This window comes from Pseudomonas sp. RL (genome assembly GCF_000647775.1).
GTDB lineage: Bacteria > Pseudomonadota > Gammaproteobacteria > Pseudomonadales > Pseudomonadaceae > Serpens > Serpens flexibilis.
In genome coordinates, this window is record NZ_JBOY01000020.1 from 21,052 (window position 1) to 45,742 (window position 24,691).

At 65.1% G+C, this 24,691-nt stretch carries 21 protein-coding genes; 5 read left to right on the forward strand and 16 right to left on the reverse strand.

Features of this window, described 5'->3' with window-relative positions:
* Positions 1–3: 3 nt before the first annotated feature.
* From AS93_RS0104425 to lon, 5 genes are all read right to left on the reverse strand, one after another.
* Positions 4–1,056, reverse strand: a complete 1,053-nt coding sequence (locus AS93_RS0104425) for a GGDEF domain-containing protein (RefSeq protein WP_027589480.1) — start codon at positions 1,054–1,056, stop codon at positions 4–6.
* A gap of 134 nt (positions 1,057–1,190) precedes the next feature.
* The gene (gene cmoB, locus AS93_RS0104430; RefSeq protein ID WP_027589481.1) at positions 1,191–2,150 is read right to left on the reverse strand and encodes a tRNA 5-methoxyuridine(34)/uridine 5-oxyacetic acid(34) synthase CmoB; all 960 of its coding nucleotides are present in this window, start codon (positions 2,148–2,150) and stop codon (positions 1,191–1,193) included.
* Complete coding sequence (gene cmoA / locus AS93_RS0104435; RefSeq protein WP_027589482.1) at positions 2,147–2,890, reverse strand: carboxy-S-adenosyl-L-methionine synthase CmoA; 744 nt, start codon at positions 2,888–2,890, stop codon at positions 2,147–2,149. Before cmoA ends, cmoB begins: the two co-directional genes overlap by 4 nt.
* Before the next feature lie 75 nt (positions 2,891–2,965).
* Positions 2,966–4,024: an acyltransferase gene (locus tag AS93_RS0104440; protein ID WP_027589483.1), complete on the reverse strand. Its 1,059-nt coding sequence runs from the start codon at positions 4,022–4,024 to the stop codon at positions 2,966–2,968.
* A gap of 176 nt (positions 4,025–4,200) precedes the next feature.
* Complete coding sequence (gene lon, locus AS93_RS0104445) at positions 4,201–6,573, reverse strand: endopeptidase La (protein ID WP_027589484.1); 2,373 nt, start codon at positions 6,571–6,573, stop codon at positions 4,201–4,203.
* 168 nt (positions 6,574–6,741) lie between these two features.
* Between lon and AS93_RS0104450 the strand changes: the two genes are divergently transcribed.
* Positions 6,742–8,763 (forward strand): TonB-dependent receptor, encoded by a 2,022-nt coding sequence (locus AS93_RS0104450; RefSeq protein WP_027589485.1) that lies wholly within the window; start codon positions 6,742–6,744, stop codon positions 8,761–8,763.
* A gap of 152 nt (positions 8,764–8,915) precedes the next feature.
* Complete coding sequence (putP, locus tag AS93_RS0104455; protein ID WP_027589486.1) at positions 8,916–10,406, forward strand: sodium/proline symporter PutP; 1,491 nt, start codon at positions 8,916–8,918, stop codon at positions 10,404–10,406.
* A gap of 97 nt (positions 10,407–10,503) precedes the next feature.
* On the opposite strand, the gene AS93_RS0104460 is transcribed toward putP, so the two are convergent.
* The 3 genes from AS93_RS0104460 to metR all read right to left on the reverse strand — a co-directional run bounded on the left by AS93_RS0104460 (position 10,504) and on the right by metR (position 14,788).
* Complete coding sequence (locus AS93_RS0104460) at positions 10,504–11,424, reverse strand: bestrophin family ion channel (RefSeq protein WP_027589487.1); 921 nt, start codon at positions 11,422–11,424, stop codon at positions 10,504–10,506.
* Positions 11,425–11,544: 120 nt separating this feature from the next.
* Positions 11,545–13,701: a methyl-accepting chemotaxis protein gene (locus AS93_RS0104465; RefSeq protein WP_027589488.1), complete on the reverse strand. Its 2,157-nt coding sequence runs from the start codon at positions 13,699–13,701 to the stop codon at positions 11,545–11,547.
* A 160-nt stretch (positions 13,702–13,861) separates the two neighbouring features.
* Complete coding sequence (metR, locus tag AS93_RS0104470) at positions 13,862–14,788, reverse strand: transcriptional regulator MetR (RefSeq protein WP_027589489.1); 927 nt, start codon at positions 14,786–14,788, stop codon at positions 13,862–13,864.
* A gap of 150 nt (positions 14,789–14,938) precedes the next feature.
* Between metR and AS93_RS21045 the strand changes: the two genes are divergently transcribed.
* Entirely contained in the window at positions 14,939–15,064 is a 126-nt protein-coding gene (locus tag AS93_RS21045; protein ID WP_256214691.1) for a hypothetical protein, read from the forward strand.
* 7 nt (positions 15,065–15,071) lie between these two features.
* Here the strand turns inward: AS93_RS21045 and AS93_RS0104475 are convergent, their stop codons facing one another.
* The 5 genes from AS93_RS0104475 to pilB form a co-directional block, all read right to left on the reverse strand.
* The gene (locus AS93_RS0104475; protein WP_037008504.1) at positions 15,072–15,941 is read right to left on the reverse strand and encodes an EamA family transporter; all 870 of its coding nucleotides are present in this window, start codon (positions 15,939–15,941) and stop codon (positions 15,072–15,074) included.
* Between the two features lie 56 nt (positions 15,942–15,997).
* The gene (locus tag AS93_RS0104480; protein ID WP_027589491.1) at positions 15,998–16,237 is read right to left on the reverse strand and encodes a DUF2789 domain-containing protein; all 240 of its coding nucleotides are present in this window, start codon (positions 16,235–16,237) and stop codon (positions 15,998–16,000) included.
* A gap of 57 nt (positions 16,238–16,294) precedes the next feature.
* Complete coding sequence (locus tag AS93_RS0104485) at positions 16,295–17,164, reverse strand: A24 family peptidase (protein WP_027589492.1); 870 nt, start codon at positions 17,162–17,164, stop codon at positions 16,295–16,297.
* Between the two features lie 137 nt (positions 17,165–17,301).
* A complete protein-coding gene (locus tag AS93_RS0104490; RefSeq protein WP_027589493.1) occupies positions 17,302–18,519 on the reverse strand; it encodes a type II secretion system F family protein in 1,218 nt (405 codons plus the stop codon).
* 2 nt (positions 18,520–18,521) lie between these two features.
* Entirely contained in the window at positions 18,522–20,225 is a 1,704-nt protein-coding gene (gene pilB, locus AS93_RS0104495) for a type IV-A pilus assembly ATPase PilB (protein WP_027589494.1), read from the reverse strand.
* A 395-nt stretch (positions 20,226–20,620) separates the two neighbouring features.
* On the opposite strand from pilB, the gene AS93_RS0104500 reads away from it, so the two are divergent.
* Positions 20,621–21,097 carry a pilin gene (locus AS93_RS0104500; RefSeq protein WP_027589495.1) on the forward strand — a complete coding sequence of 159 codons (477 nt, stop codon included), beginning with the start codon at positions 20,621–20,623 and terminating at the stop codon, positions 21,095–21,097.
* Between the two features lie 279 nt (positions 21,098–21,376).
* On the opposite strand, the gene AS93_RS0104505 is transcribed toward AS93_RS0104500, so the two are convergent.
* The 3 genes from AS93_RS0104505 to AS93_RS0104515 are packed head-to-tail and all read right to left on the reverse strand — an operon-like array spanning position 21,377 to position 24,292.
* On the reverse strand, positions 21,377–22,264 hold the full coding sequence (locus AS93_RS0104505) for an acyl-CoA dehydrogenase (protein ID WP_027589496.1): 888 nt from the start codon (positions 22,262–22,264) through the stop codon (positions 21,377–21,379).
* A gap of 22 nt (positions 22,265–22,286) precedes the next feature.
* Positions 22,287–23,123 carry a S1-like domain-containing RNA-binding protein gene (locus AS93_RS0104510; RefSeq protein WP_027589497.1) on the reverse strand — a complete coding sequence of 279 codons (837 nt, stop codon included), beginning with the start codon at positions 23,121–23,123 and terminating at the stop codon, positions 22,287–22,289.
* 35 nt (positions 23,124–23,158) lie between these two features.
* Positions 23,159–24,292, reverse strand: coding sequence for a PQQ-dependent sugar dehydrogenase (locus AS93_RS0104515; protein WP_027589498.1), 1,134 nt, complete (start codon positions 24,290–24,292; stop codon positions 23,159–23,161).
* Positions 24,293–24,382: 90 nt separating this feature from the next.
* Between AS93_RS0104515 and AS93_RS18680 the strand changes: the two genes are divergently transcribed.
* Positions 24,383–24,556, forward strand: coding sequence for a DUF3094 family protein (locus tag AS93_RS18680; RefSeq protein WP_037008507.1), 174 nt, complete (start codon positions 24,383–24,385; stop codon positions 24,554–24,556).
* The last annotated feature ends 135 nt before the right edge of the window (positions 24,557–24,691 follow it).

Sequence of the window (24,691 nt, forward strand, 5' to 3'; positions counted from 1 at the left end):
CCGTCAGGCGTGCGGCGCAGCGGCCACGCTGTCTGTGCCCGTCGGCTCGCAGTCGAGGATGATGCAGTCGCGGCCGCTGCCCTTGGCCTGGTAGAGGCACTTATCGGCCCGCTGCAGCCAGCTGTTCCAGTGTTCGTCGGTGCGCAGCAGCGCGCCGCCGATGGAGACCGTCACCGTGCCACCCGGGCCGACCAGTTGCTGGCGGACGCGGCGTTGCAGATTCTGGGCGGCCTGCTGCAATCCCTGCTGGTCGGTGTCGGGCAGCAGCAGCAGGAATTCCTCTCCGCCGAAGCGGTAAAGCATGTCGCTACTGCGCGTGCAGCGCTTGACCAGGCTCACGAAGTCCACCAGCACCTGATCACCGGCCGGGTGGCCGAAGCGGTCGTTGATCTGCTTGAAGTGATCCAGATCCATGACCATCAGTGCCTGCGGCTGCTTCTGGCGCTTCTGGCGGGCGCTGGCCAGCTGCAGGTCCTGGTTCATGGCCCGGCGATTACGCGCCCCGGTCAGCGGGTCCTGGATGGCCAGCGTCTCCAGCTGCTCGCGCTGCGTTCGGGAGCGCGACGCGAAGATGTACGTCAGGGCGCCGGCCATCAGGCTGGTCACCAGGAAGGACGCCAGCTGCCGCGGGTTCTCGAACAGCAGTCCCGGCTCCAGCAGGGAGTAGCCTGTCAGGGTCATCAGCAGGGCCAGCGTGGCGACCAGGGCGACGCGAGGTTCGGCGAGGAAGAAGTTGGCGAGGATCAGCGGGTAGATCCAGAACACCGCGTCGAGGCCGATGGTAATCGCCACCAGCAGCGCGACCAGGGTGAAGATGCACAGCAGGAAGATGCCGGCCTTGGCCGTGTCGTGGGTCACCCAGGCGTAGACAATGGCGCTGACGGTCGCCAGCACCATGAGGGTGTCGGCGATGGCGATCAGGTAATTGCCTTCCAGGGCGCGGTAGATGATGAAGGGCGAGACCCCCAGAATGCCGAACAACCCCATCAGGCTGAGGGTGGCGAACGGGAAGTCGGTGCGCAGGCGCCGCCAAAAACGCGAAAGAATCCTGTCCATGGCCGTCTTTTCTTGTCGTTGTTCTGCAGGGACATGCCGGGGCAGTATGTCCCAAATCCCGATATCAGTCTGCCATCGTTTCGGCCAAAAGGGCGACGAATCAGGTCATAAATTTCACTGCAGGGGCAGGCGGATCAGGGTTTGCGAGCCAGCAGCACGGCGCGCCGGGGCGCCGGCAGGCCTTCCACGGTGAGGGACGGGTCCTGCGGGTCGAGGAAGTCGGCCAGCGACTGGAAGCGCATCCAGTCGGTGCGGCGCTGTTCCTGGACCGAAGTCAGGCTGACATCCACGCAGCGCACGTCGCTGAAACCGGCGCGGCGCAGCCAGCGTGCCAGGGCCGGCACCGAAGGCAGGAACCAGACGTTGCGCATCTGCGCGTAGCGGTCTTCCGGGACCAGAACGGCGTTCTCATCCCCCTCGATCACCAGCGTTTCCAGCACCAGTTCCCCGCCAGGCGCCAGACAGTCCTTCAGGGCCAGCAGGTGGTCGATGGGCGAGCGGCGATGGTAGAGCACGCCCATGGAGAACACGCTGTCGAAGCCCTGCAGGCTGGGCGGCAGCTCTTCGAGGGCAAAGGGCAGATGCCAGGCGGGCCGCTCCGGCAGGTAGCGGACCATAGCCTGGAACTGGCAGAAGAACAGCCAGTTGGGGTCAATACCGATGACGGAATCGGCACCGGCGCCCAGCATGCGCCACATGTAGTAGCCGTTGCCGCAGCCGACATCCAGTACGCGTTTGCCGCGCAGGTCCAGGTGCGGGGCGACGCGCGCCCACTTCCAGTCCGAACGCCACTCGGTGTCCAGCTCGATGCCGAACAGCGAGAAGGGACCCTTGCGCCAGGGCGACAGGCCCATCAGCGCGCCGCGCAGGTGCTCGCGTTGCTCGTCCGAACAGGGGCCGTCCAGCCGGAACTGCTCCAGCAGCTCGATGGCTTCCGCGTGCAGCGACGGCAGGGCGTCCAGCGCCTGGCGCCAGCGCGCCAGGTCGCCGTGGCCGCACGCCAGCTTGTCGGCGAACTGTTGCGGCAGCGTGTCTGCCCAGGCTGCCAGCGGAGTGCCAGCCAGGCGGCGGATCAGCGGGTTGAAATCGATCATGGCAGGGCAATCAGCGAGGCGAAGTTGAGGCACTGGAACCAGGGCACCACCCGGGAAAAGCCGGCATCCAGCAAGCGTTCGCGATGCTGCTGCAAGCTGTCGGGCTTCATGACGTGTTCGATGGCGCTGCGTTTCTGGGCGATTTCCAGCTCGCTGTAGCCATTGGCGCGCTTGAAGTCCAGGTGCAGGTCGGTGAGCAGCGCCTGCTCGGCGGCATCCTCGAAGCGCAGCTTCTCGGAGAGGATCAGCGCGCCCCCCGGCAGCAGCGCGCGGCGAATGCGCGCCAGCAGTTCCGGGCGTTGTTCGGTGGCGACGAACTGCAGGGTGAAATTCATCGCCACCAGCGAGCAGGGCTGGTAGTCGAGCTGCAGGATGTCGGCTTCCACCACGTCAACCGGCAGCAGCTCCTGGAACATGGCGTCCTGGGCCTGCAGGTATTCGCGACAGCGCGCCACCATGGCCGCCGAATTGTCCACCGCGATCACCTGGCAGCGTTCGGCCTTCACATGGCGACGCAGGGCTTGCGTGACGGCACCCAGTGAGCAGCCCAGGTCGTACAGGACGCTGTCCGGCCGGGCGAAGTGGCCAGCCAGCACGCCGATGTTCTCGACAATGGTGGGGTAGCCCGGCACGGAACGCTTGATCATGTCCGGGAAGACCCGGGCCACGTCCTCGTTGAACACGAAATCGGGCACTTGGCCCAGCGGCTGGGCGAAGAGACGGTCGGCTTCCTGGGACATCGGCGCTAACGGTTTTGGCTGGAAAGGCGCGCATTTTAGGGCTTGTGCAGGCTGCTTTGCGAGACCGCCGAGCCGTCAGCCGCTGGCTTCGGAGGCGTTGCCGGCCTGTGCGGTGCCCGAGCGAGGCGCCAGCAGACGTTGGCCGAGGGCCATGCCGGGCCGTTCGATGTAGCGATGGAGCAGTGCCGACAGGGCGATCGCCACCAGTACCGCAGCGGTTGCCAGCAGCGGGTCGCGCCACGGCACGTCTGGCTGCGGCAGTAGCGGCAGGAGTTCGGCGAGCGCCATGAACAGCACCAGATGACTCAGGTAGAGGGCGAAGGCCCAGCGGCCGAGTGTGAGCGGCAGACGATGGCGCAGCAGGCGCGACAGCAGCCCGCCTTCGAAGGTGAAGATCAGCAGCAGGAGCGCAAATACCAGCGTGGCGTACAGCTCCCGATACAGGTAGCTGCTGTCCAGAATCAGCCCGAGCAGCGCGAGCACGGTGACTTCCAGAATGGTGAAGGCACGCTGGCTGAGTGGCAGCAGACGCAGGCTCTGCTGCAACGGATATAGCATGGCCCCCAGGAAGAACCCGACGGCGCCCAGGAGCAGGCTGGCATGCAGGTCGTCAAACCCGCTCAACAGGCCCCCCAGGGCGAGAGCCGCCAGCAGAAGGAACGCAGCGCTGCGGCCTCGTGGCAGGGCCAGCAATGCCAGGCCGAAGAACAGGCTGAAATAGAAGCCAAGGCTGAGGGTCCAGGCTGCGGGGTTGAGCGACAGGTCACCGGCCGTGGGCAGCCAGGCCTGCAACAGCAGGAGGTTGGCCAGCAGCGCCGATGCGCTTTCTGCGTCCGGTCGGGTGTCACCGAGCAGCAGGATCAGGCCCAGCAAGCACAGGTGCACTGGCAGGATGCGAAAGCCCCGCGCGGTCAGGAAGCGGCCGAAGGCGGCCGGTGTACCCAGGCGCGCTCCATTGGCATGGAAGAGCACGAAGCCGCTGAGAACGAAGAAGAACTGCACATACACGGCGCTATCAGCAAACTGCCCGGGTTCGCCGTCGGCCAGTAGCAGCGGCAGGTGGCAGACGACGATGGCCAGGGCCGCCAGGCCGCGAAAGCTGTCCAGGGCACTGAAACGTTGGGTGCTAGGCATCGGTAAGTCCTTTTACGTACGGGGCCCGTGATGCCTGACTGCGGAGCGGAACCGTTGGGGTTTCTGGCTCGCGCATCCAGGCGAGCCAGCACAGCCGGTAAACGGCTGAACACCTCAACAGTAGTTGCTGTGCACCAAAGTGCTAACCGTTCGACATGTGCTGTGCGTGCTGCTGCTCAGAACAGCACCCGGGCGACGTCCGCGTACTGACGGGCGAAGTGCACGGTCAGTCCCTCGCGCAGGTAATCCGGCAGTTCCTCGAATTCGCCGCGGTTGGCCTCCGGCAGGATGAGTTCGAAGATCTTCTGCCGGCGCGCGGCGATGACCTTCTCGCGCACGCCGCCGATGGCCAGCACCTGGCCGGTCAGGGTCAGTTCGCCGGTCATCGCCACGCCCTTCTTCGGCGCCTGATTGCGCGCCAGGGACAGCAGCGCGCTGGCCATGCTGATGCCGGCGCTGGGGCCGTCCTTGGGCGTCGCGCCCTCCGGTACGTGCAGGTGCACGAAGGCCTGGTCGAAGAAGGTCGGGTCGCCACCGTACTGCTTCAAATGCGAGCTGATGTAGCTGTAGGCGATTTCCGCCGACTCCTTCATCACCTCGCCCAGCTTGCCGGTGAGCTTGAAGCCGCGGTTGAGGGTATGGATGCGCGTGGCCTCGATGGGCAGCGTGGCGCCGCCCATGCTCGTCCAGGCCAGCCCGGTGATGATGCCGATGCCTTGCAGGCGCTGCTCGCGGCGGAACACCGGGGTGCCGAGCGAGTCCTCCAGATCCTTGGGGCTGATGCGGATGGTCAGCTCGGGATCCTCCAGCAGGCGCACCACCGCCTTGCGCACCAGCTTGCCCAGCTGTTTCTCCAGCTGGCGCACGCCGGCTTCGCGGGCATAACCCTCGATCACCGCGCGCAGCGCGGCATCGCTGATCGCCAGACGATGCTTGGGCACGCCGGTTTTTTCCAGCAGGCGCGGCCACAGGTGGCGCTTGGCGATGGCGAGCTTTTCCTCGGTGATGTAGCCGGACAGGCGGATGATCTCCATGCGGTCCAGCAGCGGCCCGGGGATCGAATCCAGGGTATTGGCCGTGCACACGAACAGCACCTTGGACAGGTCCAGGCGCAGGTCCAGGTAGTGATCGAGGAATTCGACGTTCTGCTCCGGATCGAGGGTTTCCAGCAGCGCCGAGGCCGGGTCGCCGTGATGGCTGGCGCCCAGCTTGTCGATCTCGTCGAGCATGATCACCGGGTTCATCACCTCGACCTCCTTGAGCGCCTGCACCAGCTTGCCGGGCAGGGCGCCGATGTAGGTGCGCCGATGGCCCTTGATCTCCGCCTCGTCGCGCATGCCGCCGACGCTGAAGCGGTAGAACGGCCGGCCGAGGGTTTCGGCGATGGACTTGCCGATGCTGGTCTTGCCCACCCCCGGCGGGCCGACCAGCAGCACGATGGAACCGGCGATCTGGCCCTTGAAGGCGCCGACGGCCAGGAATTCGATGATGCGCTGCTTGATGTCGTCCATGCCCGCATGGTGCTTGTCGAGCACCTTGCGGGCGCGCTTGAGGTCCAGCTTGTCGGTGCCGTAGACGCCCCATGGCATGCTGGTGGCCCAGTCCAGGTAGTTGCGGGTTACCGCATACTCCGGCGAGCCGGTTTCCAGGATCGACAGCTTGTTCAGTTCCTCGTCGATGCGCTTCTGTGCCGCCGGCGGCACCGTCTTGCCCTGCAGGCGCGCGCGGAAGTCGTCGGCGTCGGCGCTTTTGTCGTCCTTGGTCATGCCCAGCTCGCGCTGGATGATCTTCAGCTGTTCCTTGAGGAAGAATTCGCGCTGGCGCTCGCCGATCTGCCGGTTCACCTCGGCGGACAGCTCCTTCTGCAGACGCGCCACCTCGACCTCCTTGCGCAGCAGCGGCAGCACCTTCTCCATGCGCTTGAGCACCGGCACGCAGTCGAGCACCTCCTGCAGCTCCTTGCCGGGGGCGGTGGTCAGTGCGGCGGCGAAATCGGTGAGCGGCGAGGGATCGTTGGGACTGAAGCGGTTCAGGTAGTTCTTCAGCTCCTCGCTGTACAGCGGATTGAGCGGCAGCAGTTCCTTGATGGCGTTGATCAGCGCCATGCCGTAGGCCTTGACCTCGTCGCGCGGGTCGCTGGCGCTCTGCGGGTATTCCACCTCGACCAGATAGGGCGGCCGCCGGCGCAGCCAGCCGCGGATGCGCACGCGGGTCAGTCCCTGGGCGACGAACTGCAGCTTGCCGCCTTCCTGGCTGGCGTGGTGCACGCGCACCACGGTGCCGTGCTCGGGCAAGTCGTTCAGGTCGAACTCGCTGCCGTCGCCTTCCACGAAGAACAGCGCCAGACAGTGATGCTCGGTGTTGGCGACCCGTTGCAGCGTCTCGCTCCAGGGGTCTTCGTTGACGATCACCGGCAGCACCTGGGCCGGAAAGAATGGCCGTCCGTGGATGGGAATCACGTACAGCGTATCCGGCAGGTTCTGGCCGGGCAGCGCCAGCTGGCCGCTGACGGTTTCGACGTTTTCCGGGGCGTTGTCCTGATCGTTCATGGCACACCTGAGCAGCAATCTTTCACGTTAGATGGGCATCGGTGCACGCATTTCAAGCCGGCGGACGATTCGATGGGATTGCAAATGTTACGATATAACATGTTTAATTCCGCGCCTCTTCCTCGACCTGCGGGTCGAGCAATCGACGTACTGCGAGAGAAAACCAACATGCACAGCAGGCTTCATCCCTTGACCCTGGCTATCGGTCTGACCCTGGCGCCCGCCGCCTGGAGCGCGACGATCGAACTCGACAGCAGCCTGATCCGCGCCAGCGCGCTGGACACACCGGCACAGCAGATGACCACGCCGGCCGCCGTGCTCGACGGCGATGCCCTGGTGCTGCGCCGCGAGGCGACCCTGGGCGACACCCTGGACAGCCTGCCTGGCGTGCGCGCCAGCGGCTTCGGCGCCGGCGCCTCGCGGCCGCAGATTCGTGGCCTGGATGGTGCGCGGGTAAGGGTCATGAGCGATGGCGTGGATGTGCTGGATGCCTCGACCCTCAGCCAGGACCACGCCGTCAGTGTCGAACCGCTTCTCACCGAGCGCATCGAGGTGCTCAGGGGACCCGCAACGCTGCTCTACGGCGGCGGCGCGATTGGCGGGGTGGTCAACCTGATCGACAAGAAGGTCCCCACCTACGTGCCGGCCAACGGTTATGAAGGGGAGGTGGAGCTGCGCGCCAACAGCGTGGCCAACGAGGGCGCCGGCCTGCTCGGCCTGACGGTTGGCCAGGGCAACGTCGCCTTGCGCGTTGAGGGCGTCAAGCGCCAGGCGGATGATTACGAGCTGCCCGACTCCAGCGACAAGCAGCTGGGCGCCTACAACGACACCGAGAGCTACAGCCTGGGCGGCAGCTTCATTGGCGCACGTGGCTATCTGGGCCTGGCATACAGCCGTCAGGAAAACCGCTATGGCCTGCTGGCCCACGAGCATGTTGAGTGCGACCCGCATGGCGACCACTGGCACTGCGGCGACCACGGTCATGGCCATGACCATGACCATGACGATCATGAGCACGAAGACGAAGCGGTGCCCTATATCACCCTCCGCCAGAACCGCTGGGACCTGCGCGGCGAGCTGAACGATCCGCTGCCCGGCTTCGAGCTGGCGCGCCTGCGCGTCGGCCACAGCGACTACCGGCACGCGGAAATGGAAGCGGGCGAAGCCGCCGCGATCTTCGACAACCAGGCCAGCGAGGCACGCGTGGAGCTGACTCATCGTCCGCTGTTCGGCTGGCACGGCGTGCTCGGCGGGCAGACCACGCGCCGGGATTTCCAGCGCTGGACCGCGGAGAATCCGATGCCGCAGACCCTGACCCGCAACCACGCGCTGTTCCTCCTGGAGGAATACACCGCCGGTGCCTGGCGCTACGAACTGGGCAGCCGCTATGAATGGCAGGACATCGACGCCGACGCGGGCGCGCCGGACACCGAGCACAGCGGTGTGTCGCTGTCCGCCGGCGTGGTATGGACCTTCGCGCCCGAGTACTCGCTGGGTGTCTCGCTGTCGCGTTCGCAACGCCTGCCCAGTGCCGAGGAGTTGTACGCCTACGGCCCGCATGCCGCCAGCCGCACCATCGAGAAAGGCAACCCGCAGCTGGAAGAGGAAACCGCGCGCAACGCCGAAATCACCCTACGCAAGTTCGCCGGTGCCACCACCTTCAGCCTCGGCCTGTTCCACAACCAGGTGGCTGACTTCATCTATGCCGCCGACCTGGGACGCAATCCGGGTGGCGGCTACCGTGAGGTGGAATATCGCCAGGCGGATGCGCTGTTGACCGGCTTCGAAGGCGAGATTCGCCACCAGTTCACCGAGGCCACGGCCCTGACCCTGTTCGGCGATCGGGTGCGTGGCCGACTCAAGGACGGCGGTGATCTGCCGCGTATTCCGGCCGACCGGCTGGGGCTGCGCCTGGAGCAGGAACTGGGTAACGGTGTGAGCGGCGACCTGTCCTTCCAGCGCGTGCAGCGGCAGGATCGCCTGGCTGAATTCGAAACGGAAACTGCCGGCTACAACCTGCTGGCCGCCGGGCTGTCCTGGCAGGGCGCGCTCAGCGAGGGTGACTGGCTGGTCTACCTGAAGGCGGACAACCTGTTGGATGTGGAGGCGCGTCAGCACAGCTCGCTGATCAAGGACGAAGTGGTGCTGCCGGGACGCAACCTGACCCTGGGCACGCGTTTCACCTTCTGACCCGCACCTGGGGTGTAAAAGGGCGGTTGGCGGGCGGAAGTGCTTTACCGGGAGGTCTACTCTCTGTTTGGATGGCGGCTTTTTTCGGAAAGCCGACGAACGGATGCCCCTGGTTCGCAGCTTTTCGCCCGCACAACTAAAGGAACACGCCCATGTCCTGGAACAACCCCACCTGGATAACCTTCGTGCTGTACATCCTGGCGATGGTGCTGATCGGCTTCATCGCCTACCGCGCCACGAAGAACTTCAACGACTACATCCTCGGTGGTCGCAGCCTGGGCAGTTTCGTCACTGCCCTGTCCGCCGGGGCCTCGGACATGAGCGGCTGGCTGCTGATGGGCCTGCCGGGAGCCATCTTCGTCGCCGGCCTGTCGGAAAGCTGGATCGCCATCGGCCTAATCATCGGTGCCTGGCTCAACTGGCTGTTCGTTGCCGGGCGCCTGCGGGTGCACACCGAGCACAACCACAACGCCCTGACCCTGCCGGACTACTTCACCCACCGCTTCGAGGACACCAGCCGCCTGCTGCGCATCTTCTCGGCGCTGGTCATCCTGGTGTTCTTCACCATCTACTGCGCCTCCGGCGTGGTGGCCGGTGCGCGGCTGTTCGAAACCACCTTCGGCGTGCCTTACCACTACGCCATCTGGCTCGGCGCCGCGGCCACCATCCTCTATGTGTTCGTCGGCGGCTTCCTGGCGGTGAGCTGGACCGACACCGTGCAGGCGTCGCTGATGATCCTGGCGCTGCTGATCACGCCGCTGTTCGTCATTCTCGCCCTCGGTGATCTGGGCACGGCCATGGACACCATCGCCGCCCAGGACCCGTCCAACTTCGACATGTTCCGCGGCCTGTCCTTCATTGCCATCATTTCGCTGATGGGCTGGGGGCTCGGGTATTTCGGCCAGCCGCACATCCTGGTGCGCTTCATGGCCGCCAGCTCGGTGAAGGCCATTCCCCGCGCTCGGCGCATCGGCATGACCTGGATGATCCTCTGCCTGGCCGGCGCCGTGGCGGTCGGCTTCCTGGGCATCGCCTATTTCGCCGGTCATCCCGAACAGGCCGGTCCGGTAACCGAGAACGGCGAGCGGGTGTTCATGGAGCTGGTGAAGATCCTCTTCAACCCCTGGGTGGCCGGGGTGATCCTGTCCGGCGTGCTGGCGGCGGTGATGAGTACCCTCAGCGCCCAGTTGCTGGTGTCCTCCAGTGCGCTGACTCAGGACTTCTACAAGTCCTTCCTGCGCAAGCATGCCTCGGAACGCGAGCTGGTCTGGGTCGGCCGCGGCATGGTGCTGCTGATTGCGCTGATCGCCATCGGTATCGCTTCCAACCCGGACAGCAAGGTGCTCGGCCTGGTGGCCTACGCCTGGGCTGGCTTCGGCGCTGCTTTTGGTCCGGTGGTGCTGATCTCGGTGCTGTGGAAGCGCATGACCCGTAATGGTGCGCTGGCCGGCATGATCGTGGGTGCCGTCACCGTGGTGGTGTGGAAGAACTTCATCGGCCTGGGACTGTACGAAATCATTCCGGGCTTCATCCTCGCCAGCCTGACCATCTGGGTGGTCAGCTTGATGGGCAAGGAGCCGGCAGCGGACATCCAGCGGCGCTTCGAAGTCGCCGAGAAGGAATACCAGGACGCGCATATCTGAGCGGCGCTGGCGCGGCGTGACAGGGCTGGCTGGCGCCGGCCCTTGGCCGGGGTAAACCCGGCCGTCCCAAGCCAGGCAGCGCCAGCCGCGACCCTCGTCAGTTCAGCACGTAACCCTTCGGCTGCAGGGCCTCCGGCACGGGCTCGCCCAGCACGTCCAGCACGTCCCGCTCGATGACCCGCACCAGCGCATCGAGGGGCAAGTCGTTGTCGGCGAAGCCGAACGGGTCTTCCAGTTCGTCGCCCAGCGCGTCCAGGCCGAAGAAGGTGTAGGCAATGATCGCCACCACCAGCGGGGTCATCAGCTCCAGCGAGCTGACCAGGCCGAACGGCAGCAGCAGGCAGAACAACCAGGCCGTGCGGTGCAACAGCAGGGAATAGGCGAACGGGGTCGGCGTGCTCTTGATGCGTTCGCAGCTGGCCTGCGCCGAGCTCATGCCATCCAGTCGGCGTGCCAGTGTCTGGTACAGCACATCGCTCAGCACGCCGCGCCGCAGGCAGTCAGCCAGGTCATCGGCGATGCGGTTCAGCAGCGCATCCGGAATCTGGTGATGGGCCTTGAGCAGCTCTGCTTCCCGCGGGTCGATCCAGTGCCGTATCGGCGTGAGCGGGTCCTGCCCGCGCAGCGAGGCCGCCAAGGCGTGGGCAAAGGCAATGCAGCGGCGCAGGGTGCGCTCACGCAAGGCGGCGTGGGCCTCGTCGCCGAGCAGTGCCTGAGTATCGCGGGCCAGGCCGCGGCTCTGGATGACCAGCTCGCCCCAGAGCTTGCGGGCTTCCCACCAGCGGTCGTAGCAGGTGCTGTTGCGAAAGCCGAGGAACACCGAGAGGGCCACGCCCAGCAGCGAGAAGGCCGGGGCGCTCAGGGAGCGCAGGGATTCCAGGTCGCCATGTTCGTAGAACCAGACGGTGACGCAGGCCAGCAGGCTGATGAAGAGGATCTTGGCGGCAATCTTGGGCAGGATGGAACCGCGCAGGATGAAGAACAGCTGCAACGCACCGGGGCGCGGGCGAACGATCATTCAGGGGGGATATCCAGGGGGTAAAACGGAGGAGGGGCGGGGCGCGGCATTATGCGCCGCACCCCGTAGCCCAGCCAGCACCTGACCCCGTGCCCGGCCTGCGACATCTTGGCGCAGGGCTTAGGCGGTGAACTGCTCGGTCAGCTGCTGCTGTTGGTTGGCCAGCCGGTCCAGTGTCTGGCTGACCCGGGCGGACTCTGCGGCCTGCGCGGCGAGCGATTCGGTGACGCTGCGGATGCCGGTCACGTTGCGGTTGAGCTCCTCGGCCACCGAACTCTGCTGCCCGGAGGCACTGGCGATCTGCAGGTTCATGTCGTTAATCACCGCCACGGCATCGCGGATGTGTTGCAGCGCCTGCACGGCGTGCTGTACCTGATCGGCACCCGCGGCGGCCTGGCCATGGCCCTGGCGCATCGAGCCGACCACTTCCTGGGTGATGCCCTGAAGGCTGGCGATCACCTCGCTGATCTCTCCCACCGACTCCTGCGTTCGTTTGGCCAGCCCGCGTACCTCATCGGCCACCACGGCGAATCCGCGCCCGGCGTCGCCGGCACGCGCCGCCTCGATGGCCGCGTTCAGGGCCAGCAGATTGGTCTGTTCGGCGATGCTGCGAATCACTTCGAGCACCATACCGATGCGTCCGCTGCTGCTGGCTAGCCCTTCGATCTGATTCCTGGCGTCGTCCAGCTCGTGGGTCAGTTGGTCGATGGTTCGGGTGGTGTCGCGGATGACCAGCAGTCCCTGCTGGGTGGCCTGCTCAGCGCGCTGTGCGGCCTGCGCCGCCTGGACAGCGTTGTCCGCTACCGCATGGGACGTCGCGCTCATTTCCTGGGCAGCGGTAGCCACCTGGTCGATTTCGCGATACTGCTGCTGCATCCCGGCACTGGCCTGGCTGGCTATGCCTGCCGACTGCCGGGCCGTGTCGCGCGTTTCCTGCGCCGCGCGCTGGATCTCGGCGATGACCGGCTGCAGTTTGTCCAGGAAGCGGTCGAAGCCACTGGCCAGTTGCCCCAGCTCGTCGCGGCGCCGGTAGCTCAGGCGTTGGGTCAGGTCGCCGTTGCCGCTCGCAATGTTCTGCAGCGCGCCGGCCACGGTGAGAATCGGACGGGTCACGCTGCGGGCCGTCAGCCAGATCAGCAGGCTGCCCGCCAGCATCGCCAGTACACCCAGCAGCAGGGACACCAGGCTGGAGCGTGTGCCCTGTTCATCCAGTCGCGCCTTCAGCAGCAGGGCCGGGGCCAGCAGCGAGGCTTCTGGCAGTGCCTGGATCACCGACCAGGGCTGCGCGTCGGGAATGGGCTGGAACGGATGGACCCGTTGCAGGTGGTTGCCTTCGCTCCGGCTGACCAGGCGCAGGTGCGGCTTGGCGTCGCCGGCCACGCGCAGCAGCTCGGCGGCCTGCTCGGCGAACACACCGGCCATTGGCTGACCGATCGCGCCGGCATCGGCGCTATGGGCCGCCAGCAGCCCGCTGGGGCTGACGATGCTGACCTGCCCCTGGCCGCCAGGTAGTTGCTGGCTGGCGGCCAGGCTCAGGGCCTGCAGTTTCTCCAGGGTGATATCGAGGCCCATGACCGCCACGACCTTGCCGTCCCGCAAGAGCGGATAGGCGATGGAGGTCATCAGGGTCTCGACTCCATTCGCTTTGTCCAGGTAGGGGTTCAGCAGGCAAATGGCGGCGCGGTCCCGCGGGCAGGTGTACCAGCTGTTGTAGGGCTGGCCATCCTCGCCGGGGGTGGCGTCGCGCATCACCTTCTCGCCCATGACTTCCAGGACCGGCTTGCCGGGTTCGCCCTGGCTCCAGTAGAAGGCGATTCGGCCTGTTTCATTGCTGCCCAGATCGGGTCGGTCATGGAACGCACCGTCCCGGCCGTCCAGGGTGTCGGGTTCGAACACCACGTAAAGGCCCAGCAGGTCAGGGAAGGCGACCAGTGCATCGCGCGTTAGATCGAGCAGGGTCAGGCGCAGCTGTTCGGGCGGAAGGCCGGTTGCCTGCTCGCCCAATTCCTGCAGCAGGCTGAGCTCGCGAGCGATGCCCTGGCCGTGGCGGTAAGCATCGGCGAACAGGCGCTGGACGTTCAGCACCTGGGATTCCCCCAGGGCGGACAGGGCCTGGCGGGCCGACGCGTTGAGCATCTGATTGCTGCCAACCCAGACGCCTTCACTGCTGCGCTGCATCTGATAGAGCGAGGTGCCCATCAGCAAGGTGACCACGGCCAGCAGGCAGCAGCCGGCAAGCAGGGTGATTCTTCGGGTGATGGAAAGCGGAATGAACATGCGGGTTCCTTGGTCAGCAATGGTCCGCGGTGGTGCGGATGGCTCGCGGCTGGCACCGAAAGAGGGCGCTCTTCGGGGCCAGCAGGGCAGCGAGCGGTTGTGCTGCCAGGGAGGGGCAAAGTTTGTGCCGCTAAATTGACATCAATCGGTTGGCGGGGCGTCAGCGCACCCGCGTCGCCGCGCTGACGCCCTCCAGAGTGGCGAAGGAGGTGTCCTTGGCGGTGAGCAGGAAGTCGCGCATGAAGGGCGCATCCAGCATGTCGGCGCGGATCGCCGCGTACAGGGTGGCGAACAGGCCTTTTTCGCCGAGCCGCTTGGCGGTCACGTAGCCGCGCGAGCTGTATTCGTGCAGCGCCCAGTTGGGCAGGCAGCACACGCCGCGTCCGCTGGCCACCAGTTGCATCATCATCACCGTGAGTTCCGCGGTGCGCACCTGCGCAGGCTCGATGTCGGCCGGCTCCAGGAAGCGGGTGAAGATGTCCAGCCGGTCGCGCTCCACCGGGTAGGTGATCAGGGTTTCCCGCTGCAGGTCTTCCGGCACCACGTAGGGACGGCTGGCCAGCGGGTGCTGGTTGGCCACCGCCAACAGCGCCTCGTAGGTGAATAGCGGCACATAGGTGATGCCGGACAGCTCCAGCGGGTCGGAGGTCACCACCAGGTCCAGGTCGCCCCGGGCCAGCGCCGGCAGCGGTGCGAAAGAGAAGCCCGAGGCCAGGTCCAGCTCCACTTCCGGCCAGGCATCGCGGAACTGGTCGATGGTCGGCATCAGCCACTGGAAGCAGCTGTGGCATTCGATGGCCATGTGCAGGCGGCCGGCGGTGCCGCCGGCCAGGCGGGCCAGGTCGCGCTCTGTGCCGCGCAGCTGCGGGAGCACGGCGTCGGCCAGTTGCAGGATGCGCAGGCCGGCGCTGGTGAAGCGTACCGGCTTGGTCTTGCGCATGAACAGCGGCATGCCCAGGCGTTCCTCCAGCTCCTTGAACTGGTGGGACAGCGCCGACTGGGTCAGGTGCAGGCGCTCGGCCGCCTCCACCAGGCTGTCCGCCTCGCGCAGTGCATGAAGGGTTTTCAGGTGGCGTATTTCCAGCATTGCACAACTCTCCCGGAGCGACGGCACGCCCATGAGCCTTGTTCATGAATGGCGCAGAGTGTGGCGCAGAGCCTGCACCCAAGTCGAGCGCGGCCGCCGCAGACGGGTTGAACTATGCTGTTACGGCACATTCCACCGAGGGTCACCGTCATGAAAAGCCATGAAGCCCGTAAACAGGGGAAGAAAAAACCGCAGCGCACCCTGCAGGAGAAGCGCCAGGCCAAGCGGGCCAGAAAGTCCGGTGTCACGCTGCTGGGCAGTCATGCCCCAACCTGAGTTGCGTTCAGGCCCGCGCCGGCAGGCGGGCGCCGTACAGATTGACCAGCAGGCCGGCCAGCACCAACCCCACCCCGGCTCCCTGCTGGATGTCCAGGCGCTCGCCCAGCAGCAGGGCCGAGGCACTCAGCCCCACAACCGGTACCAGCAACGAGAAAGGCGCGACCTGGCTGGCCGGGTAGCGACTCAGCAACCGGCCCCATAGACCGTAACCGAGCATGGTGGCGGCAAAGGCCAGGTAGACGATGGCCAGCAGCGATTGCAGATCCAGGCCGAGCATCGCCCGTTCCAGGGTGGCCGGTCCTTCCAGCCACAGGGAGAGCGCCAGGAACGGCAGTGGAGGCACCAGCGCGCCCCAGACCACCAGTCCCAGGATGTCCACCTTGCCGATCCGGCGCGTGACGATGTTGCCCAGTGCCCACATGGACGCGGCGCACAGCGTCAGGGCGAAACCCGCCAGCGTCATGCCCGGGCCGCTGCGCAGGCCGATCAGCGTCAGCCCCGCCGCCGCGACCAGCAAGCCGAGCAACTGGCCGGCGCGCACCCGCTCGCCCAGCAGCGGCACGGCGAACAACAGGGTGAAGAAGGCCTGTGCCTGCAGCACCAGCGAGGCCAGCCCGGCCGGCATGCCGGCCGACATGGCGTAGAACAGGAAGGCGAACTGGCCGAGCGAGATCGTCATGCCGTAGGCGAGCAGCCAGCGCCACGGGAGCCTTGGGCGAGGAATGAAGAAGATTGCCGGGAATAACACCAGCAAAAAGCGCAGCGCGCCGAGCAGCAGCGGCGGCACGCCCTGCAGCCCGATCTTGATGACCACGAAGTTCAGCCCCCAGACGGCGATCACCACCAGGGCCAGCAGCACATCCTTGAGCGGCACGCGGCACCTCCGGCCGGCGAGTCAGGAGCAGGGTGGCCGCCGCAGGGCGGGGCGCGTCAGTGCTGCGGGTGCAGGCGCACGTTCAGTTCATCGACCACCACCGCCCAGTCGGCGTCCTCGAGGATTTCTTCCTTGAGCAAGGCGGCCTGGGCGGGTGTCCAGAAGGGGGCTTCGCTGATCTTCATGCCTTCCGGCAACGGCGAGTGCTGCGCGATGAACGCGTCGATGCTGGCATCGTCGGCATCAAGGCCCAACTGTTTGAACAGGCTGGCCAGGCTGTGGATCGGCTGTTCCATGGTCTTTCCCCGTACTGAACGTGCAGTAACCATAGTTCATGCGCAGCCAGCCACGGATCAGAAGCCGGCGAAGCGCAGGTAGCTGGCGGTGATCGCATCGCCCCAGAGCAGCGCGATCCAGCCGGCGATGGCCAGGTAAGGGCCGAACGGTATGGGCGAGCCTTGCGTCGCGCCGCGCGCCTTCAGAATGATCAGGCCGAGAATCGCCCCGACCAGCGAGGACAGCAGGATGGTCAGCGGCAGGATCTGCCAGCCGCCCCAAGCGCCAAGCATGGCCAGCAGCTTGAAATCGCCATAGCCCATGCCTTCCTTGCCGGTGAGCAGCTTGAACAGCCAGTACACCGACCACAGGCTCAAATAGCCGGCCACCGCGCCCCACAACGCATCTTCCAGCGAGGTGAACAGGCCGAAGGCGTTGACGATCAGCCCCAGCCATAGCAGCGGTAGCACCAGCGCATCGGGCAGCAACTGATGATCGGCATCGATCAGGCTCATGGCCAGCAGGCCCCAGGTCAGCAGCAGCATGGCGGCGCAGGCCCAGCCAAAACCGAAGTGCCAGGCCACGAATGCCGAGAGCAACCCGCAGGCCAGCTCCACCAGCGGATAGCGCGGGCTGATGGCCGCCTGGCAACTTGAGCACCGGCCGCGCAAGGCCAGCCAGCTCAGCAGTGGAATGTTCTCCCAGGGGCGAATGGCATGTCCGCAGTGAGGGCAGCGCGAGTTCGGCGTCAGCAGGTTGAAGGCCGGACCGACTGGCTCGGCGGGCAGCGCTAGGATGTCACGGGCCTGCTGCTGCCAGTCGCGCTGCAGCATTAGCGGCAGGCGATAGACCAGCACATTGAGGAAACTACCGACCAGCAGGCCCAGCAGCAGGGTGCACAAAACAAAGGCCAGCGGGTGGCTGGCCAGGTAATCGGCAAGGGACATCGTCAACCCTCTTAAAACGCCAGATGATGGCATTGCCTCCTCGAGGGAGCGAACGGGTTCGCGAGCTCTTGGGCAGAGTGCCTACAGTCGAAAAGCTAGCGGACAGGTCCGCTCCCACAGAGAAGCGCCAGCCCGCCTTACACCACCGCGCCCAGCTGGAAGATCGGCAGGTACATGGCAATGATCAGGCCGCCGACCAGCACGCCCAGCACCGCCATGATCAGCGGCTCCATCAGCGCGGTCAGGCCATCGACCATGTTATCGACTTCGCTCTCATAGAAGGTCGCCACCTTGTCGAGCATGCCATCCAGCGAACCGGATTCCTCGCCGATGGCGGTCATCTGCAGCGCCATGGCCGGGAACACCCCGGTGGTGCGCATGGAGAAGTTCAGTTGCATGCCGGTGGACACATCCTGCTTGACCTTCAGCACCGCGTTCTTGAACACGATGTTGCCGGTGGCGCCGGCCACCGAGTCCAGCGCATCGACCAGCGGCACACCGGCGGCGAAGGTGGTCGCCAGGGTGCGGGCGTAGCGGGCGATGGACGACTTGTAGAGGATGTCGCCGACAATCGGCAGCTTGAGCACCGAGCGGTCGACGAAGTCGCGGAATTTCTGCGAGCGCTTATGGGCCTCCTTGAACAGGAAGCCGGCGGCGAAGAAGCCGGCCAGCAGGATCAGCCAGTACTCCTGCAACGCCTCGGACAGGCCGATGACCATCAACGTGAAGGCCGGCAGCTCGGCGCCGAAGTTGGCGAACACCGACTGGAACTGCGGCACCACCTTGATCAGCAGGATGGCCGAGACAATGATCGCCACCAGCACTACCGCGATCGGGTAGTTCATCGCCTTCTTGATCTTGGCCTTGAGCGCCTCGGTCTTTTCCTTGTAGGTGGCCACCCGGTCGAGCAGGGTTTCCAGCGCGCCGGACTGCTCGCCGGCATCCACCAGGTTGCAGTACAGCTCGTCGAAGTACTGGGGACGCTTGCGCAGCGAACTGGCCAGGCTGTTGCCCGCCGCCACGTCCTGCTTCACGTCGTCCACCAGCTTGCGCATGTTGGCGTTCTCGAAGCCCTCGCCAATGATGTCGAAGGCCGACAGCAACGGTACGCCAGCCTTCATCATGGTGGCCATCTGGCGAGTGAACAGCGCGATGTCCAGCGGCTTGATCTTCTTGCCGGCGCCGAAGAGCGAAACCGCCTTCTTGCGCACCTTGGTCGGGTTGATGCCCTGCTTGCGCAACTGGGCCTTCACCAACGCCGGGTTGATGCCGCTCAGTTCGCCTTTCAGCCGGGCGCCGCGCCGGTCGATACCTTCCCATGTGAACAGGGTGGTCTTCACTGCTTTCTCGGCCATGGTTAGTCCTTGGTCACCCGGTTGACTTCTTCGAGGCTGGTCACGCCCTGCATCACCTTCAGCAGGCCGGAGGTGCGCAGATCGTTGAAGCCTTCTTCGCGCATCTGCGCCGCGATTTCGATGGAATTGCCGTCGGCCATGATAAGGCGCTGCAAGGCAGGGGTATTTTTAACCACTTCATAAATACCGACGCGGCCCTTGTAGCCATCCTTGCAGTGTTCACAGCCGACCGGGCCGTAGAGCTTGAACTTGCCGATGCGGTTTTCCGGAAACCCCTCCTTGAGCAGGGTTTCGCGCGGCACCTCCACCGGCTTCTTGCAGCTGGGGCACAGCTTGCGGGCCAGGCGCTGGGCGATGATCAGGTTCACCGAAGTGGCGATGTTGAACGCTGCCACGCCCATGTTGCGCAGGCGAGTCAGGGTTTCCGCAGCGCTGTTGGTGTGCAGGGTGGACATCACCATGTGACCGGTCTGCGCGGCCTTGATGGCGATTTCGGCGGTCTCCAGGTCGCGGATTTCGCCGACCATGATCACATCCGGGTCCTGACGGAGGAAGGCACGCAGCGCCTGGGCGAAGTCCATGCCCTGGCGCGGATTGACGTTCACCTGGTTGATGCCTTCCAGGTTGATTTCCACCGGGTCTTCCGCGGTGGAAATGTTGATATCCGCCGTGTTGAGAATGTTGATGCCGGTGTACAGCGACACGGTTTTACCCGAACCGGTCGGACCGGTGACCAGGATCATCCCCTGGGGCTGCTGCAGCGCCTGCAGATACAGCTCCTTCTGGCTTTCCTCGTATCCCAGGGCATCGATGCCCAGCTGTGCACTGGACGGGTCGAGGATACGCATCACGATCTTCTCGCCCCACAGCGTCGGCAGGGTGTTGACCCGGAAGTCGATGGCCTTGGTCTTGGAGATCTTCATCTTGATCCTGCCGTCCTGCGGCTTGCGCCGCTCGGAGATGTCCAGGCCGGCCATCACCTTGAGGCGCGCGGCAATGCGCGTGGCCAGCTGGATCGGCGGGCGCGCCGCCTCGTGCAGCACGCCATCGGTGCGGAAACGCACCCGGTAGGCTTTTTCGTAAGGCTCGAAGTGCAGGTCCGAGGAGCCGCCCTTGATGGCGTCTAGCAGCATCTTGTTGACGAAGCGCACCACCGGCGCGTCGTCGGCCGCTTCGCCTTCATCGCGGGCAGCCTTGTCGTCATTGCCGTTCTCGATGTCCAGGCCGTCCAGATCGACATCGTCCAGGTCGCTGAGCGACGAGGTGGCGCTCTCGTAGAACTTGTCGAGGGCCGCCCCCAGCTTGTCGTCCTCGACCAGGATGCCCTCGGTGGTCAGCCCGGTACTGAACTGCACATCGTTGATGGCCTGCTGGTTGGAAGGGTCGGAGACCGCCACGAACAGCTTGTTGCCGCGCTTCCACAGCGGTAGCAGGCGATGCTGGCGGGCCAGTTTCTCGCTGACCAGCTCCCGGGGTTGCTGCTCCTTGTCGATGGCGCCGAGGTCCAGCAGGGCCACGCCGAACTGCTCGGCGGCCAGCTCGGCCACCGCCCGGCCCTTGGCCAGCTTGTTCTGCACCACATAACTGATCAGCGACTGGCCGCCGCGCTGCGCCTGGATCTGCGCCTGCTGTGCGGTCTTTTCATCGAGCAGTCCGGCCAGCACCAATTGGCGGGCCAGACCGGAGAGGGAAATGGCGGTATTCATCGGCTCACTCCGTGGCAATGGCCGCCTTATAACGCAGCCGCACCGTGAGTTCTGAAACCTGGCGCACACAGTGACGCGGGGTGTCACTTTGTGGCTGAGCCGTGTTCGTGGTGGAGTGCTTTTTGTTTTTTTCGACGCGGATCGCTGCAAAGTGATGTCATATGGCCATTTTTTATGGTGATCTGCGTCTCTCGGAGTTTTTATCGTGCGTCACAAAACTGACAGATCGAGGGTGGTCGTATTTGTCCGTAAAAAGCCTTTAGAACAACGGCTTGGAACGTTTCTGTGCATATTTTGAACGATGGATGAGTCAGGGATTGCCGGCTTTCTGGCACGCCGGCTGCTGCCTCCTGGGTAGGTCATAGGACCTTGAACAATCCCAAGGGAGATACAGCATGAAAGCTCAAATGCAGAAAGGTTTTACCCTGATTGAATTGATGATCGTTGTGGCGATCATTGGCATTCTGGCCGCGGTGGCGCTGCCGGCGTATCAGGATTATACGGTGCGCGCTAAAGTCTCTGAGGGCATGATCGCAGCAAGTGCGCTTAAGGTAGGTGTAACGGATGTGTTTGCTGATAATGGTATTGCCGGCGTTGCTGCATACTCAGCTGTGATTGCAACTCCGGCCGAGCAGGCTAATCTCACTACCAACATTATTAGCGCCGTTGCGGTAGATGATACTGATGGCACCATTTCCCTGACTCTCGGCGGAATCCCGCAGCTGGGTGCCGGTGCCAACGTGATCGCATATGTTCCGCAAATCAACGGCGCTGCTATTTCGGACGCCAACTCCACAGGCTCCATTACTTGGGCATGCGACACGGCAGCCACCACAATCATCGATAAGTTTCTGCCTGCAAACTGCCGTTAAGTTAAGGGAAAGGGGCAAATATTATTTTCCCCTGTTCTTTCCAAAGCCCCGCCTTTTGGCGGGGCTTTGTCGTTTAAGCTTTACATTTTCACGGGGTACCGCTGCTGTGGATGTCAGCCAGCCAGGAGCAGTAGGGTGGATAACTCGCGTAGTGATTATCCACCACAGCAGTCGGGCAAGCGGGGCGGCGAAAAGGGCGAGGCGGAAGTCACCCAACTGTGAGAGCGAATTCATTCGCGAGCTGTTCGGAGCATTAAAAGCTCGCGGACAAGTCCGCTCCTACAGGGGGTGTACGAACACTTGCTGCTCGGCCTTCTCCAGGCGCTTCTGCCGCGCCGATCCTGCAATCCTCAGCAGTCCGCTGTCGCGCCGCCAGAGCAAGGCCCATTCACCGGCACTTTCCAGCGCAACGTTCAGTTCAGCCTGCAGGGATTCGAACTGCGCAAACACCCCGCCCAGCAGCAGGTGCGTCGCGGCTTCACGCGGATCGAGGCGAGCGACTTCGCTGCCTGCCACCAACACGCCGGCCAGTTTCAGGCGCAACGCCTGCGGCCACTGGCATTCCAGACCGACGCCGTACAGCCAGGCGCTCAGCGCTAGCAGCACGTGCACATCCTCAAGGGTGCGAAACGGCTTGGCGTAGTCGTCCCAGCCGTCACCCGGCAATGGCTGAGCCACGGCGCCGTCGAGCAATAGGCGGGCGTGGGGGATATCCGTGGCGATGGGCAGCGGCGGCAGGCTTTCCAGCGCGATCCCGGAAGTATCGCGCGCAACGCTGCACAGGCTGATGCGTACAGCCTCGCCCTCCGGCTCGCTGCGCGCGGCGACCAGAAACCAGTCGGCCTCGCTGCCGCCGGTAACAAAATCCTTGCAGCCGCTGAGTCGTCCTTCGTGAAAGCGGGTGCTCATGTCCGCCGGGCGCACGCTGCGTCGCTCCGTCACGCAGAAGGCGCCTAGGCTGGCGGGTGCTTCTGGCCAGAGCGCGCGCAGCGCCGCCTGGTAGCCGGCCAGGAAGGCCAGACCCGGGGTGGCGGCCAGACGGCCGCCGAGGATGGCCAGCTGCGCGGTCGATAGCCCGTTTGCCTGTTCCTGCAGTTGGGCATACCACGCAGGCAGGGCGCCGGTCGGCAGGCGGACGAGGGGGCCGAGCAGGCGGTTCCAGGGCATGGTTCTTCCTTGAAAAAAGGCGTCAGGTCAGTTCGATCTGCTCATCGTGAATGTGGATCAGCCCCTGCTTGTACAGCCCGCCGATGGCCTTCTTGAAGTTGCCCTTGCTGACGCCGAAGCGCTGGGCAATCAGCTGCGGATCGCTCTTGTCGCCCAGCGGCAGGCTGCCGCCGTTGGCGCGCAGCTGGTCGAGGATCTGATCGCCGAGGCTGTCACGCACCTGTTCCGGCGGCGGCTGCAGGCTCAGGCTGATCTTGCCGTCGTCGCGCACCTCGCGGATGTAGCCGGTCTCCCGCGAGCCGGGGCGCAGGAACTTGAACACCTCGTTCTTGTGGATCAGCCCCCAGTGGCTGTTGTCGATGATGGCCTTGAAGCCCAGGTCGGTCTTCTCCGCCACCAGCAGGTCGACCGCCTGACCGCGGGTGTAACGCGGCGGGGTCTGGTCCAGGTAGCGATCCAGACGGGCGGTGGCGGTGATGCGGCGGGTGCGCGGGTCGAGGTAGACATACACCACGCAGTAATCGCCGACCTGCAGCGGGCGCTTCTCCTCCGAGTGCGGCAGCAGCAGGTCCTTGGGCAGTCCCCAGTCGAGGAACAGGCCGATGCGGTTGATCTCCACCACCTTGAGGCTGGCGAAACCGCCGACTTCCACCTTGGGTTTGAGGGTGGTGGCGATGGGGCGGTCCTCGCTGTCGAGATACACGAAGACGTTCAGCCAGTCCCCTTCCTCGCTGGGCTCGTCCTTGGGGATGTAACGCTTGGGCAGCAGGATTTCGTCGCCGGCACCGTCGTCCAGGTACAGGCCGAAGTCGGTGTGCTTGGTGACCTGCAGTGAATTGAATCGACCGATCAGTGCCATGTTGGGGTGTGCCTCGTTACGTCAGGGCGCGCATTCTACCGTTGTTCCCGGGGCTTCAGGCCGACACGCAACAGTTTGCCGTTCGGTTCGTCGGACAGCAGGTAGAGGTAGCCATCCGGCCCCTGGCGCACGTCGCGGATGCGTTTGCCCAGTTGGCCGAGCAGGCGTTCCTCGTGGACGACGCGCTCGCCGTCCAGTTGCAGCCTGATCAGCTCGCCCTTGAGCGCGCCGATGAACAGGTTGTCGCGCCAGGCGGGGAAACGCGTGTGACTGTAGAAGGCCATGCCGCTGATCGCCGGTGATTTTTCCCAGACGTAATGCGGCGGCTCGGTGCCCTCGACTTGCTTGCCCTTGGCCTCCGGGATCGCTGTGAAGCTGTAGTTGATGCCGTGGGTGGCCAGCGGCCAGCCGTAATTGCGGCCGGGGCGCGGGATGTTGATCTCGTCACCGCCGCGCGGGCCGTGCTCGTGCAGCCACAGCGTGCCGCTGCGCGGATCGAGGGCCATGCCCTGCGGGTTGCGATGGCCATAGGACCAGATTTCCGGGCGCGCGCCCGGGCGGTTCACGAAGGGGTTGTCGGCCGGCACGCGGCCATCGGCGTGCAGCCGGACCAGCTTGCCCTGCAGCTTGTTCAGGTCCTGGGCGGTGGGGCGCTGGTTGTTTTCGCCCAGGGCGATGAACAGATAGCCGTCGCGATCGAACACCAGGCGCGCGCCGAAATGGATGCCGGTGGAGAGCTTGGGCTGCTGCTGGAAGAAACGCTGGAAATTTTCCAGGCGGCGCCCGTCGTCGCTCAGTCGCCCACGCCCCACGGCGGTGCCGGCCTTGCCGTCGCCGGCCTCGGCGTAGGCGAGGTAGACCAGCCGGTCCTCTTTGAAATCCGGCGACAGCGCCACATCCAGCAGGCCGCCCTGGCCGCGCGCATACACGGCCGGCACGCCGTCGATGGGTGGCGAAAGCCTGCCGCTGGCGTCCAGCTGGCGCAGGCGGCCGGGACGCTCGGTGATCAGCAGGCCCTGGTCATCAGGTAGGAAGGTCAGCGACCAGGGATGCTCCAGGCCGCCGATCATTTCATCGACCTGCAGAATGCCTTGCTCACTGGGATAGTCGGCGGCCTGCACGACCGTGCCCAGCGTGGCCAGCAGAAGGATGCCGATCCATTTGCCCATGGCGATGCTCCGTGGAATGAATGGTCGACACACTATAGGTGCTGAGCATCCTGGGCTATACCGGTGGAGAACCTGTCGGAGGATGGAACCATGCCGAGTCGCCTGAGCAGCGAAGATCAGCAGCGCGTCAACGAGTACCTCAACGCCCCGCAGCACCGGGTCGAGCGCAAGCCGTTCCGGCCCTTGTTCCTGCTGTTGATGACGGTGGGAGTAGTGGTGTTGCTGGGTGGGTTGAGCCGCTGGTTGGCGGCGCTGGTGGTGTAGCAGGCGGGCCTTTGGCGCGGAGGCTTTGGTGGACAAGGAATACGTTGTCCACCCTGCGGTGGCGCCCGCCTTGGTAGGCGGGTAGATACCGTCTTGCTCCCTACCGCGCAAGCGCCAGTTTGGGTTCGAAGGGCT

What these genes read in the sequence shown, in the direction of transcription:
- AS93_RS0104425 (WP_027589480.1), bottom strand. Translation starts at nt 1,056, where the DNA reads ATGGACAGGATTCTTTCGCGTTTTTGGCGGCGCCTGCGCACCGACTTC.
- cmoB (WP_027589481.1), bottom strand. Translation starts at nt 2,150, where the DNA reads ATGATCGATTTCAACCCGCTGATCCGCCGCCTGGCTGGCACTCCGCTG.
- cmoA (WP_027589482.1), bottom strand. Translation starts at nt 2,890, where the DNA reads ATGTCCCAGGAAGCCGACCGTCTCTTCGCCCAGCCGCTGGGCCAAGTG.
- AS93_RS0104440 (WP_027589483.1), bottom strand. Translation starts at nt 4,024, where the DNA reads ATGCCTAGCACCCAACGTTTCAGTGCCCTGGACAGCTTTCGCGGCCTG.
- lon (WP_027589484.1), bottom strand. Translation starts at nt 6,573, where the DNA reads ATGAACGATCAGGACAACGCCCCGGAAAACGTCGAAACCGTCAGCGGC.
- AS93_RS0104450 (WP_027589485.1), top strand. Translation starts at nt 6,742, where the DNA reads ATGCACAGCAGGCTTCATCCCTTGACCCTGGCTATCGGTCTGACCCTG.
- putP (WP_027589486.1), top strand. Translation starts at nt 8,916, where the DNA reads ATGTCCTGGAACAACCCCACCTGGATAACCTTCGTGCTGTACATCCTG.
- AS93_RS0104460 (WP_027589487.1), bottom strand. Translation starts at nt 11,424, where the DNA reads ATGATCGTTCGCCCGCGCCCCGGTGCGTTGCAGCTGTTCTTCATCCTG.
- AS93_RS0104465 (WP_027589488.1), bottom strand. Translation starts at nt 13,701, where the DNA reads ATGTTCATTCCGCTTTCCATCACCCGAAGAATCACCCTGCTTGCCGGC.
- metR (WP_027589489.1), bottom strand. Translation starts at nt 14,788, where the DNA reads ATGCTGGAAATACGCCACCTGAAAACCCTTCATGCACTGCGCGAGGCG.
- AS93_RS21045 (WP_256214691.1), top strand. Translation starts at nt 14,939, where the DNA reads ATGAAAAGCCATGAAGCCCGTAAACAGGGGAAGAAAAAACCGCAGCGC.
- AS93_RS0104480 (WP_027589491.1), bottom strand. Translation starts at nt 16,237, where the DNA reads ATGGAACAGCCGATCCACAGCCTGGCCAGCCTGTTCAAACAGTTGGGC.
- AS93_RS0104485 (WP_027589492.1), bottom strand. Translation starts at nt 17,164, where the DNA reads ATGTCCCTTGCCGATTACCTGGCCAGCCACCCGCTGGCCTTTGTTTTG.
- AS93_RS0104490 (WP_027589493.1), bottom strand. Translation starts at nt 18,519, where the DNA reads ATGGCCGAGAAAGCAGTGAAGACCACCCTGTTCACATGGGAAGGTATC.
- pilB (WP_027589494.1), bottom strand. Translation starts at nt 20,225, where the DNA reads ATGAATACCGCCATTTCCCTCTCCGGTCTGGCCCGCCAATTGGTGCTG.
- AS93_RS0104500 (WP_027589495.1), top strand. Translation starts at nt 20,621, where the DNA reads ATGAAAGCTCAAATGCAGAAAGGTTTTACCCTGATTGAATTGATGATC.
- AS93_RS0104505 (WP_027589496.1), bottom strand. Translation starts at nt 22,264, where the DNA reads ATGCCCTGGAACCGCCTGCTCGGCCCCCTCGTCCGCCTGCCGACCGGC.
- AS93_RS0104510 (WP_027589497.1), bottom strand. Translation starts at nt 23,123, where the DNA reads ATGGCACTGATCGGTCGATTCAATTCACTGCAGGTCACCAAGCACACC.
- AS93_RS0104515 (WP_027589498.1), bottom strand. Translation starts at nt 24,292, where the DNA reads ATGGGCAAATGGATCGGCATCCTTCTGCTGGCCACGCTGGGCACGGTC.
- AS93_RS18680 (WP_037008507.1), top strand. Translation starts at nt 24,383, where the DNA reads ATGCCGAGTCGCCTGAGCAGCGAAGATCAGCAGCGCGTCAACGAGTAC.